Source organism: Rhodococcus sp. UNC23MFCrub1.1 (genome assembly GCF_000686025.1).
Taxonomy (GTDB): domain Bacteria; phylum Actinomycetota; class Actinomycetes; order Mycobacteriales; family Mycobacteriaceae; genus Rhodococcoides.
On sequence record NZ_JMLQ01000003.1, the window covers coordinates 566,899 to 586,785 of the forward strand.

Here is a 19,887-nt window from a genome sequence, read left to right on the forward strand (position 1 = left end):
GGTCAGCGGTCGATCATCGTCTTCACGAGCCGGACACTCTGACCGAAGGACACGTCCGGCAGGTAGGCCCGTCCGATGGCGTTGCCGATGCTCGGTAGCGCAGCCGGATCGGGGAACGTCATGTACATCGGCTCGTACACCGGCTGGAACTTCGACTTGAACGCCAGCAACGACCGGAAGCCGTAGACCGGTTCGAGCGTGCGGCCCACGACGTCGAGCAGACGCTCGAGCATCCCCGAGAGTGTCGACGTCTGCGCCGTGTCCTCGGTCGGATCGCCCACCTTGGCCAGCGGCGCTCCCGACAGACTGAGGAACTGCGCGCCCTCCTCCTGCAGGGACAGTGCGGCGGACGCGATGAGGAATTCCATCGCGGGCCGGAAGCCCTCGGACCGACGGCGCATGAAGTCCAGGGTCCAGCCCACGACGACGCCGTCGCGGTACACCGGCATCCACGAGGTGATGCCGTGCACGGTGCGCTGCTCGTCCACGGCGATGAGGCACCGGACCTGCGGATCGTCGACCTCGTCCAGGCCGCCGAGCGTGAAGCCCATCTCGGGCATGCCCTTGTCGGCGACCCACTCCTCGGAGATCGCGGTGATCTGGTCCGTGATCGCCAGCGGCGCCGTCGGGAACGAGATCCACTCGGCCTCGACACCGGCCTTCTTCGCCCGGTTCACCGCGGTGCGGACGTCCTGGAACTTCTTGCCCGTGAAGGCGAGATCCGCGAGCGGGAGCACGGTCTCCTCCCCCACCTGGATGCTCTCCCAACCCAGAGCGCCGGTGATCGCCGCGACGTCCGGCGTCACCGAGTAGAAGCAGGGCGACCATCCGTTCGCGGCGGCGTACTCGGAGAAGCCGACGATGGCCGCCTCCCGGTCCGCGGGCGGACCCACCGGATCGCCGGTGGTGAGAGCGATACCCGAGATCACCCGGAACGCGACGTAACTGTGACCGTCGGGCGAGAACCAGTACCGGTTGCCGCGCCACGTCGTCATCCAGGACAGGGCGCTGCCGCTGCTGCTCGTCAGCACCGCCCGGGCGCGCTCGGTGGCGTCGGTCTCCACGCCGTACGCCGGTCTCACGAACGACCCCGCGGTCGCGACGACCAGCACCGCCCAGAACACGATGCCGGTCCATTCGTAGAGCACGGTGGCGAGCCAGCTCGTCGGCAGGAAGGGCGGGTCGAACCACTGCAGCAGAACCGGGGGCACGAGCCGCTGCGGGAAGTCGCCGAGCAGCGTCAGCACTCCCGGGCTGCCGTCGAAGCCGGACCGGATCAGCGCGCCGACGGCGACGTAGAGAACGGCGAGAACCGCGCCGGCCCCGACCACGGTGGCCCACAGTCGCGTGTACGTACCGGCAGGCGCGGACACGTCGAAGTTCGTGCGCGTGACCACCAGCAGTGCCATGACCGCCAGGGGGACGACGAACGGGACGGCGGTGCGGTAGAGCGTCGGATCTGCGACGCCGTAGAACAGCGTGTCGCCGTTGTCCAGATCGGCGAAGCGGATCAGGTAGTTGGCGAGCGCCAGGGCCAGCAGCACGACCTGCGAGACCATCGCACCGATCCAGGCGAACCGACGCCCGCGGCGCAGTCCGTCGCTGAGGACCAACAGATAGACCGAGGGCATGACGCTGGCCAGCACCGGTCCCACGCCACCGAGTCGGAGATCGAGCAGCCCGCGTCGGCAGTCGGTGGACCCCGGATCTGCACCACAGACCAGGTTCACCTCGTCGAGCGTCCACTCCTGGCTGCGGAACAGTTCGCGCAGGACGGCGAACGGGCCCACCGCATTGGGCGAGAAGGCAGCGATCATCGGGCCGATCGCGGACGCCGCGACGATGAGGGCCACCAGCACCCGACCCTCGCGGCGGGTACCGGCGAGATGGGTGGCGCGAGAGGATCGTCCGACGATCAACGGACCCGCCACTGCGCCGACCACGACCGAGCCGAGCGCGGTGATGTCGGCGAGATGGCCACCGAACAGGGCCATCACGACGGTCAGCGCCACGAGGCCCACCCGCACCCGCCGACGCCAGAGCGTTCCCATGTTCGCGCTGGCCACCATCAGCGTGCCGAGGATCCAGGCCGTGGGGCCCGAGGTGACACCGAGATGGAGCTGGAAACCCCACCCCTCGTCGAGCAACTGCCCGAGAGCGGCCAGCGCGAGACCCAGCAGCGAGCCGCCCACCTGGGTCACCAGGACGGCGACCGCGAAGCGCCGGGTACCCATCCGGTGCTCGATCGGCGCGGCCACGACGAGGAACAACGCGGTGGCGACGACGAAAGCGGCCACCCCCACGGCGAACAGCCCCGACGTGACGGGGGTCCAGAGCCGCAGGTTCTCGATCGGAACGATGCCCAGCGCGGTGTGGTGGTCGAGGAAGCTGCGATAGCTGCGCGTGGTGAGGGAGAGCACGACCAGCCCCACCCACATGACGGCCAGCAGTGCCAGGCTGACCGGAGCCCCCTTGGCGCCGTAGGCGATCGTGGACCACAACCGTGCGCCCTGGCGACGGGTTCGTCCCCACCACGCGGCGATGTCGGTCCGCGCACGGGCGACCGGACCCGGTGCGGGAGATCCTGCGGCGGACGGATCGGTCACGACGTCAACCCCAGCCGGGTGCAGAGCCAGTCCAGCTCCAGCTTCAGGCCCGCAGACCACGTCTCGTAACTGTGTCCACCCGGGACCTCGGCATAACGCACGTCCATTCCGGCTTTCTGTGCGGCGGCGAGCAGCTGCTTCGCCGAGTTCTGGTAATCGGGATCACTGGCGCCGACGACGAAGGCGCCGGCGCTGGTGGGGTACTGGCGTGTGGCCATGAGGTTCATCGGGTTCACGGCCTCGAATGCGGCCTCGCTTCCGCCGAACGCCGCGTCCAGCGTGCGCTGCTTGTCCCCCAACGTCGGTTCGAGCTGCCCCGAGAGAACGAGGAAGGTCGGATAGAGCTGCGGATAGTTGGTGGTCATCTGCATGGCGCAGGTACCGCCGTAGGAGAGCCCGCCGATCGCCCAGTGCGCCGGATCGGTGTCCACCTGCAGGGTCGCGTTCACCCACGCCGGCACGTCCTTCGCCAGATAGGACGCCACGTTGCCGAGCGGAGAGTCGACGCACAGCGGATTGGCGATGGTGGACCCGGTCGCGTCCGCCACCACCACGACGGGTGCGAGACCTGCGTGATCGGCGGCGTAGGCGTCCATCGTCTGGACCAACCGGCCGCCGGTGAGCCAGTCGTCGGGCGCTCCGGGTTGGCCGGCGAGCAGCACGAGGACGGGCAGCAGCGGCCGGCGTGCGGTGAAGTACGCGGGCGGCAGGTAGACCTTCGCGTTCCGAGCCGAGAAACCCGACTCCGTGCCCGGGATCGGCGTGTCCAGGATGCGACCACCGGTCGGCATGTCGGCGGGGGCGGTCCACACGCTCGCGAGAGGTGTACCGGTGATCGGGTCGGCGGTGCGGCCGGTGACGTCGTCGACGTCCACCTCCTGCACGGACGAGATCCCCAGGGCGGTACCGACGGTGGGGTAGGCGTCGAAGACCAGGTTGACCTGCAGCGCGGACGTCGCGACCACGGCCACCGTCGCGATCACGGTCACCACGCGGGTCCACCACCGTGTCGCGGCCAGCATCCGCGGCACGAGGAGGAACAGACCCAGGACTCCGAGACCGACCCAGACGTAGACCGACGTCTCGACGGGATCGGGGAAGACCCGCCAGATCTTCTCGATGCCGAACCACGCCGCCACCGTGAGGACGGCCGCCACCGCGACGGCCACCGGGACGGCGCGGGTGAGGTGCCGCCGACGCCGCGCGAGCACGAGCCAGACGAGCCCGAGCACTCCGACGACCGTGACGACGATCGGGACCGGTCCACTGACCAACGACGTGTCGACGAATGCCACGGCGCAACAGTAGCCGCGCAGTAGTTCTCGACGCGTGTTTCCGCGCCGGTGGACGCGCGCCGACGTGCGACGACCCGCTGCTACACCGTGTAGTACGCATTTGCGTCGGAGTAGCCGTATCATCTGACGAATGGCAGGCCTGGGCGATCTCGAACGAGCAGTGATGGAACATTTGTGGTCGAGTTCGGAGCCGCAGACCGTCCGTCAGGTCCACGAGGCACTGGCGTCGAAGCGTGAGCTCGCATACACGACGGTCATGACGGTCCTGCAGCGTCTGGCGAAGAAGAAGCTCGTCACCCAGCAGCGGGACGACCGCGCGCATCGGTACGCTCCGGTACATGGGCGCGAAGAGCTTGTCGCCAGCCTCATGGTCGACGCCCTCCAGCAGGCCGACCGCTCCGGCGGACGCGCTGCTGCCCTGGTCCACTTCGTGGGTCGGGTCGGCGCCGACGAGGCCGCCGCACTCCGGGAGGCCCTCGCGGCACTGGAGACGCAGGACGACGGTTCCTCCAACGCTTGACCTCTCGACCCTCGACGCTCCTTCCCACACGACGGTGAGGACATGAACGCACCGACAGCACTGGTCTTCGCGGTACTCGCGTTGATCCTGACGGGACCGGTTCCCGCGATGCTGTCCCGTGCGACATGGCCGCACCGGACACCGCGCGCCGCCCTGGTGCTGTGGCAGGCGATCGCACTCGCCGCGGTGCTCTCGGCCTTCAGTTCCGGTCTCGCGATCGCGAGCCAGCTGCTCGTCCCCGGACCGGACGGCCGGCCCACCACGGCGCCGACGGCCGAGATCGACGCCCTCGGCCTCCCGCTGTGGATCCTCTACGTGACGGTGCTCGCGATCACCCTCGTCATCGGTGCGCGGCTCGTCTGGGCCACGTCCCTGGTGGCGATCAAGACCCGACGACGGCGTGCGCGACACCGCACGCTGGTCGACATCCTCGATCGCAGTGCGGGCGAGACCAGTGCCCACGGAACCGACGTGCGGGTCCTCGAGAGCCTCGACCCCATCGCCTACTGCCTGCCCGGACTGCGGCAACGCGTCGTGGTCAGCGAGGGCACGTTGTCCAACCTGGACGACGACGAGCTGGCCGCCATCCTGACCCACGAACGCTCCCACCTGCGCGCGCGGCACGATCTCGTTCTCGAGGCGTTCATGGCCGTCAACCAGGCGTTCCCGCACGTCGTGCGCAGCCGGTCCGCGCTGGGGTCGGTGCAGCTGCTGGTCGAGCTGCTCGCGGACGATTCCGCGGTGCGCGTCACGGGCCCTCGTCCCCTCGCCCGCGCTCTCGTGGCCTGCTCCGGATCGTCGGCGCCGCGGGGAGCTCTGGCCGCGGGTGGGCCGAGCACGCTGGTGCGGGTGCGCCGGTTGGCCACTCCCGGTTCCACCCCGGGTGTCGCCACTCTCGCCTATCTCGCGTCGGCGGCCATCCTCGTGGTGCCGACCATCTACGTCGCCGTGCCGTGGTTGACCGAGCTGACGCGCCTCGCACGACACGGTTCGTGACTACTGGCTCACACGAGTCGGCATCGGCACCACTCGTCGCGTAGTGTTACCGGTGGTTCATCAGAACCATCCGTTAGTCGATATGGCACAAATTTCGCCGTCGCTCCGATCCGTCCCCTCGTGGACGCCACGGAGTCGTACCGGTGACAAGACACCTCACATTGCGCCCGAGCTCCGCTTGCGCATCGATGACCAGGTGATGTGTGCCCTGGCTCGTCACGCTGCGCGGTGATTCATCGTTGCTGTGCACCGACGCGCCTGCAACCCCGAGAGGTACCACCGCGTTGACCAGCGCCACCCCCGTTTCTGTTTCTGCCACCAGCACTCCCGAGGCGTCCGAGACCACGTTCTCCGACCTCGGACTTCCCGCGGCCATCGTCGCGGCGCTCGCCAAGAACGGCATCACCGTTCCCTCGCCCATCCAGAAGATGGCCATCACCGACGCCCTCGCCGGCCGTAACGTTCTCGGCCGCGCACAGACCGGATCGGGCAAGACGCTCGCGTTCGGTCTGCCGATGCTCGCCCGCCTGGCGTCGACCGGTACCAAGCCCGCCGCGAAGCGTCCCCGCGCACTGGTGCTGGTCCCCACCCGCGAGCTCGCCTTCCAGGTCGTCGACTCGCTGCAGTCCTACGCCACCGTCCTCGGACTGAGCGTGCGTCCGGCCGTCGGCGGCACCCCGTTCGGTCGTCAGGCCGATCAGCTCCGCCGCGGTGTCGACGTTCTCGTCGCCACCCCCGGACGCCTCGGCGATCACCTGCGTCAGGGCACCTGCGTCCTCGAGGCAGTGGAGATCACCGCACTCGACGAGGCCGACCAGATGGCCGACATGGGCTTCCTGCCCGAGGTGCGCGACATCCTCGGACAGACCGCGAACGGTGGCCAGCGCATGCTGTTCTCCGCCACGCTGGATCGCGAGGTCCAGTCGTTGGTCCGCCAGTTCCTGGCCGACCACGTCCAGCACTCGACCGGTGACAGCAAGGCCGCCGTCGAGTCGATGGATCACTACATCCTCAATGTCGGCCGTGGACAGAAGGACATCGTCCTGTCCGAGATCGCCGCTCGCGAGGGTGGCCGGACCATCATGTTCGCCCGCACCAAGCTCGGCTGCGACGGCATCACCGATCGCCTGCGCGCAGTCGGCATCCACGCCGAGTCGCTGCACGGCGGCAAGGCTCAGAACCAGCGCACCCGCGTGCTCGACCGCTTCAAGAGCGGCCGCACCCCCGTGCTCGTCGCCACCGACGTCGCCGCACGCGGCATCCACGTCGACGGCATCGACCTGGTCGTGCACGTCGATCCGCCCGCGGATCACAAGGACTACATGCACCGCGCCGGCCGTACGGCACGTGCCGGTGCGGCGGGCACCGTCGTCGCCATCGCGCTGCCCAACCAGCGCCGCATCATCAGCCGGCTGACCGGCCAGGCCGGGGTGAAGGTCACCTCGGTGGACGTCTCCCCCGGTTCGGTGGAGCTCGGTTCCATCACCGGAGCCAAGGCTCCGTCCGGCGAGCCGGTGCGTGAGGCACCGCGTCGCGAGCGTCCCAGTGGCCCCTCTCGCTTCGGCGCCTCGGGATCCCCGCGCACCGGTGGCTACCGTGGCGGCGACTCCGGCGGATACCGGGGTCGCGACGAGAACCGCACGGGTGGGTACCGCGGCGGTGAGTCGAGCGGTGGCTACAAGGGCCGCGACGAGAACCGCACCGGCGGCTACCGCGGCGGCGAGTCCACCGGTGGCTACAAGGGCCGCGACGAGAACCGCACGGGCGCAACGGCTTCGCGCACCGGCGGGTTCCGCAGCCGTGCTGCGGGCACCGCGCGCGACTGACAGCTCTCCCGTCCTTGTCCGGCCCCGACTTTCGCGTCGGGGCCGGGCAGGGAAAGCTGGGGGAATGACTTCCTCGGATTCTTCACCTCTCGCCCAGATCGGTGTCACCGGCCTCGCTGTCATGGGGTCCAACCTGGCGCGGAACTTCGCCCGCCACGGACACGTGGTCGCGGTGCACAACCGGAGTTACTCCAAGACACAGACTCTGCTCGACGCGCACGGCAGTGACGGCACCTTCGTCGCGTCCGAGAGCATCGAGGACTTCGTGGCCAGCCTCGAGAAGCCACGCAAGGTCGTCATCATGGTCAAGGCCGGCGATCCCACGGACGCGGTCATCGAGGAACTCGCCGGCGTCATGGACGAGGGCGACATCATCATCGACGGCGGCAACGCCCTCTACACGGACACCATCCGCCGCGAGTCCTCGTTGAAGGACCGCGGCCTTCTCTTCGTCGGCGCCGGCATCTCCGGCGGCGAGGAGGGTGCACTCAACGGCCCCTCGATCATGCCCGGCGGCCCCGCGAAGTCGTACGAGTCGGTCGGGCCCCTGCTCGAGTCGATCTCGGCACACGTGGACGGCACCCCGTGCTGCACCCACATCGGCCCCGATGGGTCCGGGCACTTCGTGAAGATGGTGCACAACGGCATCGAGTACGCCGACATGCAGCTCATCGGTGAGGCCTACAACCTGCTGCGCGACGCGCTGGGCATGGATCCGGACGCGGTCGCCGACGTCTTCCGCCAGTGGAACGAGGGCGACCTCGAGAGCTACCTCGTCGAGATCACCGCGCAGGTGCTCGCCCACAAGGACGCGAAGACCGGGAAGCCGCTGGTCGACGTCATCGTCGACGCCGCCGAGCAGAAGGGCACCGGTCGCTGGACCGTCAAGTCCGCGCTGGATCTCGGAGTCCCCGTCACCGGCATCGCCGAGGCGGTGTTCGCCCGAGCACTCTCGGGCGCGCGCGGCCAGCGCGAGGCGTCCAAGGGTCTGGCGTCGGGAACGCTCTCGGCGAAGCCCGAGGACATCGAGACCTTCACCGAGGACATCCGTTCCGCGCTGTACGCCTCCAAGGTCGTCGCCTACTCGCAGGGCTTCGATCAGATCGCCGCCGGTTCGGCCGAGTACGACTGGAATCTGCACCCCGGCGATCTCGCCACCATCTGGCGCGGAGGATGCATCATCCGGGCCCGGTTCCTGAACCGCATCAAGGACGCCTACGACGAGAACCCGGAACTGCCCGCGCTGTTGCTGGCGCCGTACTTCCGTGACGCCGTCGAGAATGCCGTCGACAGCTGGCGTCGCGTCGTGTCCACCGCGACACTCCTCGGAATCCCGGTGCCCGGCTTCGCCTCCGCCCTGTCGTACTACGACGGACTGCGCGCCGAACGTCTGCCCGCCGCGCTGACGCAGGGTCTGCGCGACTTCTTCGGAGCGCACACTTACGAGCGCATCGACGCCGACGGCAAGTTCCACACCCTGTGGAGCGAGGACCGGTCCGAGATCGAGGCCTGACCTCCGCCGTGAGTTCGTCCGTGCTCGCGGTCGGGCTCTCGCTCGTCGCGGCATTCCTCTTCGCCTGCGCCGCCGTCGCTCAGCAGACGGCGGCGTCGGCGGTCGCGGACGGGGACTCGTTGATCTCGGGTCTCGTGCGCAGCCCGCGGTGGTGGGCCGGGGTGGTCGGCGACCTGGGCGGATACCTGGTGCAGGTGGCGGCCTTGGCCGTCGGGTCGGTGTCCGTGGTGCAGCCGTTGCTCGTCAGCATGCTCCTGTTCGCGCTTCCCCTCGCCGCGAAGTACTCCGGTCTGCGGATGCGGCGCGCCACCTGGATCTCGGCCGTGGGTCTCACGGTCGCGTTGGTGGCGTTCGTCGCGGTCGGCGACCCCACCGAGGGCACCGCCGACGCGCCGCTGTCGGTGTGGGCACTGCCGTTGGCCGCCGTGGTGGCGGTGGCGCTGGTCGGCGCCGTCGCCGGTGTGCTCACGCGCGAGCCCGGTCGTGCGGCGCTGCTGCTCGGAGTCGGCGGTGGGCTGCTGTTCGGCGTTGCCGTCGCGTTCACCAAGTACGTCACCGACCTGGTGGAGTCCGATCTGCTCGGCGCCCTCACCGCGTGGCAGACGTACGCGCTGATCGCCGCGGGAGTCTCGGGCTTCTACCTGCAGCAGCGTGCGTTCCAGGCAGGTCCGCTCGCGGCGTCGCTGCCGGCGGTGACCGTGTGCGAGCCGCTGGCGGCGGTGTTCCTCGGCATCGTGGTGCTCGACGAACGGCTCCGCCTCGACGGACTGCGCGGCGTGGTCGTCGCCTCCGCGGTGATCGTCATGATCGTGACCACCGTGGTTCTCTCGCGGGAGCAGGGGCGTGCGGACGACGCCGTCCCGGTTGTCTGACCCACCCTCGACGTCGCCGCCGCAAGATATATCCGTCGGTCGCGTACGCTGGCGTCCCGTGCATTTCCTTCGCGACCAGCGCCCGCCCTACGACCTGACGTACGACGACGTGTTCCTCGTCCCGAACCACACGACGGTCACGTCCCGTTTCGACGTCGATCTGGCGAGTGTCGACGGCTCCGGGACCACCATTCCCATCGTCGTCGCCAACATGACCGCCGTGGCCGGCCGCCGGATGGCGGAGACGGTCGCGCGACGCGGCGGCATCGTCGTCATCCCGCAGGACCTGCCGACCGCGGCCGTCGCCGAGACGGTCTCCTTCGTCAAGAGCCGGAACCTGGTGGCGGACACCCCGGTCGTGTTGACGGCGGAGGACTCGGTCTCCGACGCTCTCGCCCTCATGCCCAAGCGTGCCCACGGCGTCGTCGTGGTCGTGGACGGTGACACCGCCGTGGGCATCGTCTCCGAGGCGTCGTGCACGGACGTCGATCGCTTCGCGCGCCTCTCGACGGTGATGGACAAGGACTTCGTGACGGCCTCCGTGGACACGAGTCCCCGCGAGATCTTCGAGCAGCTCGAGGCCCGGCACGAGAACCTCGCCGTGCTGACCGGACCGGACGGCGCACTCGCGGGAGTGCTCACCCGCACCGGTGCGCTGCGCGCCGGCATCTACCGGCCCGCCACCGACGCCGACGGACGCCTGCGCATCGCCGCCGCCGTCGGCATCAATGGTGACGTGGGCGCGAAGGCCGCCGCCCTGGTCGAGGCCGGGGCCGACGTCCTGGTGCTCGACACCGCCCACGGCCACCAGCAGAAGATGCTCGATGCGCTGGCCGTCGTCGCGGCGCTCGATCTGGGCGTGCCCCTGGTCGCCGGCAACGTCGTGTCAGCAGCAGGTACCCGTGACCTGATCGAGGCCGGCGCGGACATCGTCAAGGTCGGTGTGGGCCCCGGCGCCATGTGCACCACCCGCATGATGACCGGCGTGGGCCGCCCGCAGTTCTCGGCCGTCGAGGAGTGCGCCGCCGCGGCGCGCGAGCTGGGCAAGCACGTGTGGGCCGACGGCGGGGTCCGACATCCCCGCGACGTCGCGCTCGCCGTCGCTGCGGGTGCCTCCAACGTCATGATCGGGTCCTGGTTCGCCGGCACCCACGAGTCGCCCGGAGATCTCCGCGTCGACGCCGCCGGGGTGGCCTACAAGGAGAGCTTCGGCATGGCGTCGAAGCGAGCCGTGGCCGCACGCACCGCGGCGGACAGCGCGTTCGACCAGGCGCGCAAGGGCCTGTTCGAGGAAGGCATCTCCAGCTCGCGGATGCGCCTCGATCCGGAGCGGCCCGGTGTCGAGGACCTCATCGATCACATCTGCGCGGGTGTGCGCAGCACCTGCACGTACGCCGGTGCGCGCTCGCTCGAGGAGCTGCATCGGGATGCCGTGCTCGGCATCCAGTCTGCGGCGGGCTTCGCCGAGGGGCGGCCGCTCCCGTCCGGCTGGTGATCTCGGCCGCACTCGTGCTCACGCCGCCGACTCGGTGATTCCGGGTCGGCGACGATACGATGTGTGCGATAGCGGCGCCCCCGAGCGGGTACCGCTGTGACACGCGCCGATTCTGCGGCGCAGGCGTCGCCTCCATGCGAACGCCACACGACAGGAAGGACACCGGTGCCCGAGGCACCCACGACGACGCCGACCCCCGGGTCCGGCACTCCGTCCCCGGAACGACCGTCCCGAGACCGCCCCTCCCCCGACGGGGAGTCGTCCGGCGGTCTCTCTCCGGAGGGCTCCTCTAGGTCGCCGGGCTCACCCGGCGCTTCCCCGACGACCACCTCGAGTCGCAGCGAGGTGTGTCCCTCGTGACCGTTCTCGTTCCGATCCTGTCCCTCGTGGGCTTCGTCGCGCTGACGGCGGGAACGGCGATCTTCGTCGCCGCGGAGTTCTCCCTCACCGCACTCGAACGCAGCACCGTCGACGCGGCGGCCCGCGACGGTGACATGCGCTCCCGCCAGGTCCAGCACGCGCACAGGACGCTGTCGTTCCAGCTCTCCGGTGCGCAGCTCGGCATCACCATCACCACACTGATCACCGGCTACATCGCCGAACCGGTGCTGGCGCGGTTCATCACCCCCGCCGCCACGGCACTCGGTGCGTCCGACTCGCTCGCCGGCGCCGTGTCACTGGTGCTGGCGCTCGTCATCGCCACGTCGGCGTCGATGGTGTTCGGCGAGCTGGTGCCCAAGAACATGGCCATCTCCAATCCGATGAAAATGGCGCGGGCGACGGCCGGCCTGCAGGCAGGATTCTCCCTCGTCTTCCGCTGGGCCATCAACGGTCTCAACGGTTCCGCGAACTGGGTGGTCCGCCGCCTCGGCGTCGAGCCCGCGGAGGAACTGCGTTCGGCGCGCTCGCCCCAGGAACTCGGGTCGCTGGTGCGCTCCTCCGCGGAACACGGCTCCATCGACCATCGCACCGCTCTCCTCGTCGACCGCTCGCTGCAGTTCGGCGAGCGCACGGCGGAGGAGTTGATGACCCCCCGCGTGAAGATCGAGACCCTCGCCGCGGACGACACGGTCGCCGACCTGATCGACACCGCGGCCCGCACCGGGTTCTCCCGGTTCCCCGTCGTCAACGGCGACCTCGACGACACCGTGGGCGTCGTTCACATCAAGCACGCGTTCACCGTGCCCGCCGAGCGCCGCGCCGGAACGACGGTCAGCTCCCTCGCGCAGCGTGTCCCCAACGTCCCCTCGAGCCTGGACGGCGATACCGTCATGGAACGGGTGCGCGCCGACGGCATGCAGGTCGCCATCGTGGTGGACGAGTACGGCGGCACCGCGGGCATCGTCACCATGGAGGACCTCATCGAGGAGATCGTCGGCGACGTCCGCGACGAGCACGACACCCGCGAGGTCGACGTCCAACGCGTCGCCGACGGGTGGCTCTGCTCCGGACTCCTGCGCATCGACGAGGTCACCGAGTTCACCGGGTACGCGGCACCCGAGGGCGAGTACGACACCCTCGGTGGCCTGGTGTTGACGCAGTTCGAACGCATCCCCGACGCCGGCGACCAGGTCATCCTGCCGCCCCCGAGCGGAGACCTCGAGTCCGACGAGGGCGGCTGGGTCGCGCGCGTGGACGCGATGGACGGGCGCCGGATCGACCGGATCCTCGTTCGCCCGGCCGCGGAGGACGAGATCACCCGGCTGCGCGCCGAGACCGTCCGCGAGCACGACCGGGAGGCCCTCGATGGGTGACCTTCTCGCCGTCGGCCTCGCGGTCGTCCTCCTGCTCCTCAACGCCTTCTTCGTCGGTGCCGAGTTCTCTCTGATTTCGGCACGCCGCGACCGCCTAGAGAGTCTGGCGGTGCAGGGCAAGAAGCGGGCTCAGACGGTCATCGAGGCCGGTCAGAACCTGTCGATGATGCTCGCGGCCGCGCAGCTCGGCATCACCATCTGCTCGATCCTGCTCGGGCGCGTGGCGGAACCCGCCGTGGCCCACCTGATCGAGCGTCCGTTCGAGCTGCTCGGCGTACCCGACTCCCTGCTGCACCCCATCGGGTTCGCCCTCGCCCTGGGCATCGTGGTGATCCTGCACATCCTCATCGGCGAGATGGTGCCGAAGAACATCGCCATCGCCGGACCGGAAGCGACGGCGATGTTGCTGGTGCCCGTGCATCTGTGGTGGTTGCGCGTCGCGAAGCCGCTGATCTCGTTCTACAACCTGTGCGCCAACGGCACACTGCGGTTGTTGCGCGTCGAGCCGAAGGACGAGCTGGACTCGTCGGTGTCGGCGGACCAGCTCTCCGACATGATCGGCGAGTCCCGCTCGGAGGGACTCATCGACGAGGAGGAGCACCGCCGGCTGACGCAGGCTCTCGAGACGTCGGGTCGCACCGTGCGGGAGGTCCTCATCCCGCTGGACAAGGCCCGCACGGTGGTCTGCGGACCCAAGGGACCCACGCTGGGTGCGATCGAGGAGGCGGTCCGCGAGACCGGTTTCTCGCGGTACCCGGTCCGCGACGAGACCGACGGCATGATCGGGTATCTCCACATCAAGGACGTCCTCGATCTGATGGCGGACCCGCTGGCCGACTCGGGGACGATCATCCCGCGCTCGGACGTCCGCCTTCTGCCGATCATCGACGCGCGCACCCCTCTCGACGAGGCGTTGGCCGGTCTCCGCCGCCGACGCAGTCACCTCGGCGCCGTGGTGGAGACGGGCAGGGGCACCATCGGCATCGTCGCTCTCGAGGACCTCGTCGAGGAGTTCGTCGGCACGGTGCGCGACGGCACCCACCTCGTGGAGGACGTCGTCCCCGGGCCCGACGCGCCGTGACGTCCGTCGTGTCGGACACCGATCTCGTCGTTCTCGGACCGGACGCGTGGCATCCTCGGCGGCTCGCTCACGGCGAGCGGGTGGACGAGATGATCGGTGCCTATCTGGAGCGGCGCGCGGTCGGCGAGCCGCATCCGGTGCTCGACTTCCTCTTCACCTACTACAGCCTCAAGCCGGGCCATCTGCGCCGGTGGCACCCCGGTCACGGCTCGGTACTGACCGGGCCGGGCATCGAGGACTACCGCGGACGCTCCGGGTACGTGGACGTCGCCGTGGGCGGGCGACCCGGCGTCACGGTGTCGTCCGAGTTCCTCGACCGGCGGTCGTCCGCGATCGAGTTCGTGAGCACCCTGATCGGCCGGACGGCCACCCGCCCCGCGCAGCTGGGCTGCTTCGGTCTGCACGAGTGGGCGATGGTCTACCGCGGCGGGGACGAGGCTCTGCGTCACGACGTGCCGCTGCGCCTCGGTCACGACGGCACCGACGCGGTGGTGGAGTCGATGCCGTTGCGCTGCACCCACTACGACGCGTTCCGTTTCTTCACCCCGGACGCGGTCCCGCGGAACGCGCTCGAGCTGACGCCGGAGCACCGGCTCCTGACGGAACAGCCGGGCTGCCTGCACGCGTCGATGGATCTGTACAAGTGGGTGGCGAAGCTCGGACCGCTGCTGCCGTCCGAACTGCTGCTCGACTGCTTCGCGCTGTCGATGACGGCGCGTGAACTGGACATGCGGGCGAGCCCGTACGACCTCACGGCGTACGGCTACTCTCCCGTGCGTGTCGAGACCCCGACCGGGCGCGCCGAGTATGTGCGCTCCCAGTCGGCGATCGCGGAACGAGGCGCCGCTCTGCGAGTCGCGATCGGCGGCCTGCTCGCCGATCTGCGCTGACGGTTCGGGTCAGACGCCCACGGCCGAGAGTTCGGCGAACTCCTCGTCGCTGAGCTCGATGCTCGCGGCGGCGACGTTGTCCTCGAGGTGGGACACCGACGACGTTCCGGGAATCGGCAGCATCACCGGGGATCGACGCAACAGCCACGCGAGGGCGAGCTGTGACGCGGAGACGCCGTGCCGCTGGGCCAGCTCCGTCAGCGGGCTGCCCTCGCCGGTGAGCTTTCCGGTGGCGAGCGGGAACCACGGAATGAAGCCGATGTTCTGCTCGGTCGACCAGTCGAGGAGCTCCTCGGAGGAGCGGTCCGTGAGGTTGAAGAGGTTCTGGACGGACACGATCGGAGCGATCCTCTGTGCTTGTGTCACCTCCTCGACGGACACCTGGCTGAGGCCGATGTGCCGGATCTTGCCCTCGTCCTGCAGCGCCTTCAGTTCGCCGACCTGATCTTCGAGCGCGACGTCCGGGTCGATGCGGTGCAGCTGGAACAGGTCGATGCGGTCCACACCGAGACGGCGCAGCGACAACTCGGCTTGCTGGCGGAGGTATGCGGGACGACCGACCGGGGTCCACTGCCCGGGGCCCTGCCGGGTGAGCCCGGCCTTGGTCGCGATCACGATGTCGTCGGCGTAGGGACGCAGCGCCTCGGCGAGCAGGTCCTCGGCCACCTCGGGGCCGTAGCTGTCTGCGGTGTCGAAGAAGGTCACGCCCAGCTCCACCGATCGCCGCAGCACGCGGATCGCCTCGTCGCGGTCACGCGGCGGCCCCCAGACGCCTTCTCCGGGCAGCTGCATGGTGCCGTAACCGAGCCGGGTGATCTCGAGGTCTCCACCGAGCAGGAAGGTGCCGCTCGCGTCGGCGGGGCGGGAAGTCGTCGATGTCGTCATGGCGAGTACGACGCCGTGGGGGTCGCAGGTATTCCTGCTCGTGATCGTCCCGCGCGCCACCACCGGTGGGCTCCGCACTACCACTGGGTAACATCGGGGCGATCCAGCGCGGCACGACGCCGCGACAGGCGAGAGTCAAGTGAGGGGCTGTGATGACGGAACGCGTCCAGGTCGGCGATCTGCAGGTGGCGGCAGTGCTGCACGAGTTCGTGGAGAAGCAGGCTCTGCCCGGCACGGGTGTGGATCAGGATGCGTTCTGGGCGGGTGTGCAGTCCCTCCTCGAGGATCTCGCGCCCCGTAACCGGGCGCTCCTCGAGGCCCGCGACGAGATCCAGGGCAAGCTCGACGCCTGGCACTCCGAGCACCCCGGAGCCGGCTACGACCGCGCGCAGTACAAGGCGTTCCTGAAGGAGATCGGGTACCTGCAGGACGAGCCTGCCGCGTTCGCGATCACGACCGAGGGCGTCGACACCGAGATCACCACGACGGCCGGCCCGCAGCTGGTCGTCCCCGTCCTCAACGCACGCTTCGCCATCAACGCCTCCAACGCCCGGTGGGGCTCGCTGTACGACGCGCTCTACGGCACCGACGCCATCTCCGAGGACGGCGGCGCGGAGAAGGGCACCAGCTACAACAAGGTGCGTGGCGACAAGGTCATCGCGTGGGCTCGCACGTTCCTCGACGACGCGGTGCCGCTGACGTCCGGCTCGCACGCGGACGCCACGTCGTACGTCGTCGACGGGTCCGCCCTGGCGGTCACCCTGTCCTCCGGCGACACCGTCGGTCTCGCGTCACCGGACTCGCTGCTCGGCTACACGGGTGAGCCGTCCGCACCGACCGGCATCCTGTTCGTCCACAACGGCTTGCACTTCGAACTGCAGATCGACGCCGAGAGTCCCATCGGCAGCACCGATGCCGCGGGCGTGAAGGACGTGCTGCTCGAGTCCGCGGTCACCGCGATCATGGACTTCGAGGACTCCGTCGCCGCCGTGGACGCCGACGACAAGGTGCTCGGCTATCACAACTGGCTCGGTCTGATGCGCGGCGATCTCGCCGAGGAGGTGTCGAAGAACGGGAAGACTTTCACCCGCACCATGAATCCGGATCGCGTCTACACCGCTCTGGACGGCTCCGAACTCGTGCTGCACGGCCGGTCGCTTCTGTTCGTCCGCAACGTCGGGCACCTGATGACCACCGATGCGATCCTCGACAAGGACGGCAACGAGATCCCCGAGGGCATTCTCGATGCCGTCATGACGTCCCTGACGGGTAAGCACAGCCTGCGAGACGACGTCGCGCTGAGCAACAGCCGCACCGGCTCGCTCTACATCGTGAAGCCCAAGATGCACGGTCCCGACGAGGTCGCCTTCACGAACGAGCTGTTCTCGCGGGTCGAGGACGTCGTGGGCCTCCCCCGCAACACCCTCAAGGTCGGCATCATGGACGAGGAGCGTCGCACGACGGTCAACCTCGCGGCCTGCATCCTCGCGGCGAAGGAACGCGTCGTGTTCATCAACACCGGCTTCCTCGACCGGACCGGCGACGAGATCCACACCTCCATGGAGGCCGGAGCCGTCGTGCGCAAGGCCGAGATGAAGAAGCAGAAGTGGATCGCCGCCTACGAGGACTGGAACGTCGACACCGGTCTCGCGGCGGGCCTCGAGGGCAAGGCGCAGATCGGCAAGGGAATGTGGGCGATGCCCGATCTCATGCACGACATGCTCGAGCAGAAGATCGGTCACCCGCGCGCGGGTGCGAACACCGCCTGGGTCCCGTCGCCCACCGCGGCCACGCTGCATGCCACCCACTACCACCAGGTCGACGTCTTCGCCCGCCAGGAGGAGATCGCGAAGGCTCGCCGCGCCACGGTCGACGACATCCTCGAGATCCCACTGGCTGCCGACACCTCCTGGAGCGACGAGGACAAGCAGCGTGAGCTCGACAACAACTGCCAGTCGATCCTGGGATACGTCGTCCGGTGGATCGACCACGGCGTCGGCTGCTCGAAAGTTCCGGACATCGAGGACGTCGCGCTCATGGAGGACCGTGCGACGCTGCGCATCTCGAGCCAGCTGCTGGCCAACTGGGTCCGTCACGGCGTCGTGACCGAGCAGGACGTCGTCGCCTCGCTGGCACGCATGGCGCCGGTGGTCGATCGGCAGAACGCCGACGACCCGACCTACCGACCGCTCGCCGAGAACTCGGATTCCAACATCGCCTTCAACGCCGCCAAGGACCTCATCCTCGAGGGAACCCGGCAGCCGAACGGGTACACGGAGCCGATCCTCCACGCGCGCCGTCGCGAGTACAAGGCAGCGAACCAGGCATCCTGACAGGGAGGCCGGGAGCAGCACGAGAGAGGACGGGTCCCGAGGGTGGGAGAGCATCGTCGCACCGCGTCCACGTCGGGTGGTCGTCGCGGTGTGAGCCGCGGACCCGTCGTGGTCGTCGTCGTTCTCGTGCTGCTCGTCGCGGCCGTCCTGGGCTGGTTCGCCCTGCGCGATCGGATCACCGACGAGGGTGAGCAGGCCGCGAAGGCCTGTGTGGAGGGTGACGCCGTGCTTGCCGTCACGGCCGATCCCGACATCGCCGACGCCGTGCGTACGGTCGCCGCGGCGTGGGACGCCACGGCGCCGGTGGTGCGCGATCACTGCGTCACCACGACGGTGACCGAGACGGCGTCGGACGTCGCGGCAGCGGCCCTCGCGGCCGATCCGTCCGACGCGGCGGCCGGTCCTCGTCCGTCGCTGTGGATCCCGGCGACTTCGGCGGATGCGGCGCCGCTGATCGACGCGCGGCGGGTCGACAGCACCCCCCGGTCTCTCGCCACCAGTCCCGTCGTCCTCGGCGTCGCGCCGACGCTCGCCGACACCCTGGGAGCGGCGGCCGTGGGGTGGGCCGACCTGCCTCGTCTCGCCGCCACCCCCGGGTCGCTCGACGCCATCGGCGCCGTGGGCTGGGGATCCCTGCGACCGGCACTGCCGGCGGGGTCGACCACCACCGCGGCTCTGGTGTCGGTGGCTGCGGCGGTCGTCGATCCCACCGCCTCCACCGCGTCGCTGACCGCCGATCAGGCTGCGTCCGCGCCCGTCGTGTCGGCGGTCTCCGCGCTCTCCCGCGCGGCGACGGACGCGTCTCCCACACCGCCCGCCGATGCTGCGGCCGCTCTCGATGCGATGGTGCAGGGCGACGACCCCGCGGCCGCCCCGGTCCACGCCGTCCCGGTCACCGAACAGCAGTTGTACGGCCGGATCACGGAGGGCCAGCAGCTGGCCGCCTTCCGCCCGGCCGGTTCGACGCCGAGCGCCGACCATCCTGCAGTGGTGCTCTCGGACGGTGATGCGACCGGACGCGCGGCTGCGGCCGCGTTCGCGGAGTTCGCCCGCGGAGCCGATCAGCAGCAGGCGTTCCTGCGACAGGGATTCCGCGTTCCCACCGCCGACGGAACCACCGAGGCGACACCTCCGTCGGTGGCGGGACTGACGTTCCCGGCGATCGGTCAGCCCGCCGCATCGCCCGAGCCGGCGGCGCGTACGGCGGTGCTCGACACCCTCGCGTCACCCACCCGCCCGTCGAGCACCACCGTCCTGCTCGACGTGTCGGGATCGATGGAGTCGATCGACGGGTCCGCCACGCGCCTGACCAACGTGACGTCCGCCCTGCGTCAGGTGATCGGCGCGGTTCCCGACACCAGCCGGATCGGCCTGTGGACGTACAGCCGGGCACTGGACGGATCACGGCCGTACCGGGTGGAGGTACCGCTCACGGAGGCGAACTCCGAGTCCCGCGCCGCACTGGACAGCTCTTTCGCCGGTCTGTCTCCCGCCACCGCCACCTCGACCTACGCCTCCGTGCAGGCGGCCTACGAATCGGCGGTGCAGAACTGGTCGGGCGACGGGACCAACTCGGTTCTTCTCGTCACCGACGGCCCGAACGACGACACCTCGATCTCCGCCGCGTCCTTCCTCCAGTCGATCGCGGCCGCGTCGGACCCTGCGCGTCCGGTCCGCATCGACGTGGTCTCGCTGACCCAGAACTCGGACATCGCAACGCTGCGCAGCCTCGCGGGCCAGACCGGAGGCGACCTCGTCGAGGTGTCCTCCTCCGACCCCACACTCACCGCCACGCTCGACCGATTGTCCTCCGACCGGTGA

At 69.6% G+C, this 19,887-nt stretch carries 14 protein-coding genes; 11 read left to right on the forward strand and 3 right to left on the reverse strand.

Translation table 11 applies throughout. The features are described 5' to 3' along the window. Positions 1-2: 2 nt before the first annotated feature. A complete protein-coding gene (locus BR07_RS0110565) occupies positions 3-2,543 on the reverse strand; it encodes a bifunctional lysylphosphatidylglycerol flippase/synthetase MprF (RefSeq protein ID WP_442970314.1) in 2,541 nt (846 codons plus the stop codon). A 59-nt stretch (positions 2,544-2,602) separates the two neighbouring features. Further along, positions 2,603-3,901, reverse strand: a complete 1,299-nt coding sequence (locus BR07_RS0110570) for an alpha/beta hydrolase (protein WP_027505426.1) — start codon at positions 3,899-3,901, stop codon at positions 2,603-2,605. Between the two features lie 130 nt (positions 3,902-4,031). Between BR07_RS0110570 and BR07_RS0110575 the strand changes: the two genes are divergently transcribed. From BR07_RS0110575 to BR07_RS24155, 9 genes are all read left to right on the forward strand, one after another. After that, entirely contained in the window at positions 4,032-4,421 is a 390-nt protein-coding gene (locus BR07_RS0110575; protein WP_027505427.1) for a BlaI/MecI/CopY family transcriptional regulator, read from the forward strand. Positions 4,422-4,463: 42 nt separating this feature from the next. Then, positions 4,464-5,417 carry a M56 family metallopeptidase gene (locus tag BR07_RS0110580; protein WP_027505428.1) on the forward strand — a complete coding sequence of 318 codons (954 nt, stop codon included), beginning with the start codon at positions 4,464-4,466 and terminating at the stop codon, positions 5,415-5,417. A 284-nt stretch (positions 5,418-5,701) separates the two neighbouring features. Beyond that, a complete protein-coding gene (locus tag BR07_RS24145) occupies positions 5,702-7,243 on the forward strand; it encodes a DEAD/DEAH box helicase (RefSeq protein ID WP_051613283.1) in 1,542 nt (513 codons plus the stop codon). 64 nt (positions 7,244-7,307) lie between these two features. Further along, a complete protein-coding gene (gene gndA / locus BR07_RS0110590) occupies positions 7,308-8,756 on the forward strand; it encodes an NADP-dependent phosphogluconate dehydrogenase (RefSeq protein WP_027505429.1) in 1,449 nt (482 codons plus the stop codon). 8 nt (positions 8,757-8,764) lie between these two features. Next, positions 8,765-9,628 carry a DMT family transporter gene (locus tag BR07_RS0110595; RefSeq protein WP_231476281.1) on the forward strand — a complete coding sequence of 288 codons (864 nt, stop codon included), beginning with the start codon at positions 8,765-8,767 and terminating at the stop codon, positions 9,626-9,628. Between the two features lie 58 nt (positions 9,629-9,686). Then, positions 9,687-11,123, forward strand: a complete 1,437-nt coding sequence (locus BR07_RS0110600) for a GuaB1 family IMP dehydrogenase-related protein (RefSeq protein WP_027505431.1) — start codon at positions 9,687-9,689, stop codon at positions 11,121-11,123. 356 nt (positions 11,124-11,479) lie between these two features. Next, a complete protein-coding gene (locus BR07_RS24150) occupies positions 11,480-12,877 on the forward strand; it encodes a hemolysin family protein (protein WP_051613284.1) in 1,398 nt (465 codons plus the stop codon). Continuing rightward, positions 12,870-13,958: a hemolysin family protein gene (locus BR07_RS0110610; protein ID WP_027505432.1), complete on the forward strand. Its 1,089-nt coding sequence runs from the start codon at positions 12,870-12,872 to the stop codon at positions 13,956-13,958. The genes BR07_RS24150 and BR07_RS0110610 overlap by 8 nt, the downstream gene beginning before the upstream one ends. Further along, positions 13,955-14,848 (forward strand): hypothetical protein, encoded by an 894-nt coding sequence (locus tag BR07_RS24155; RefSeq protein ID WP_037185438.1) that lies wholly within the window; start codon positions 13,955-13,957, stop codon positions 14,846-14,848. The genes BR07_RS0110610 and BR07_RS24155 overlap by 4 nt, the downstream gene beginning before the upstream one ends. Before the next feature lie 9 nt (positions 14,849-14,857). On the opposite strand, the gene BR07_RS0110620 is transcribed toward BR07_RS24155, so the two are convergent. Next, complete coding sequence (locus BR07_RS0110620) at positions 14,858-15,733, reverse strand: aldo/keto reductase (RefSeq protein WP_027505433.1); 876 nt, start codon at positions 15,731-15,733, stop codon at positions 14,858-14,860. 152 nt (positions 15,734-15,885) lie between these two features. Between BR07_RS0110620 and BR07_RS0110625 the strand changes: the two genes are divergently transcribed. After that, entirely contained in the window at positions 15,886-18,066 is a 2,181-nt protein-coding gene (locus BR07_RS0110625; RefSeq protein WP_027505434.1) for a malate synthase G, read from the forward strand. A gap of 42 nt (positions 18,067-18,108) precedes the next feature. Next, the gene (locus tag BR07_RS0110630; protein WP_027505435.1) at positions 18,109-19,887 is read left to right on the forward strand and encodes a VWA domain-containing protein; all 1,779 of its coding nucleotides are present in this window, start codon (positions 18,109-18,111) and stop codon (positions 19,885-19,887) included.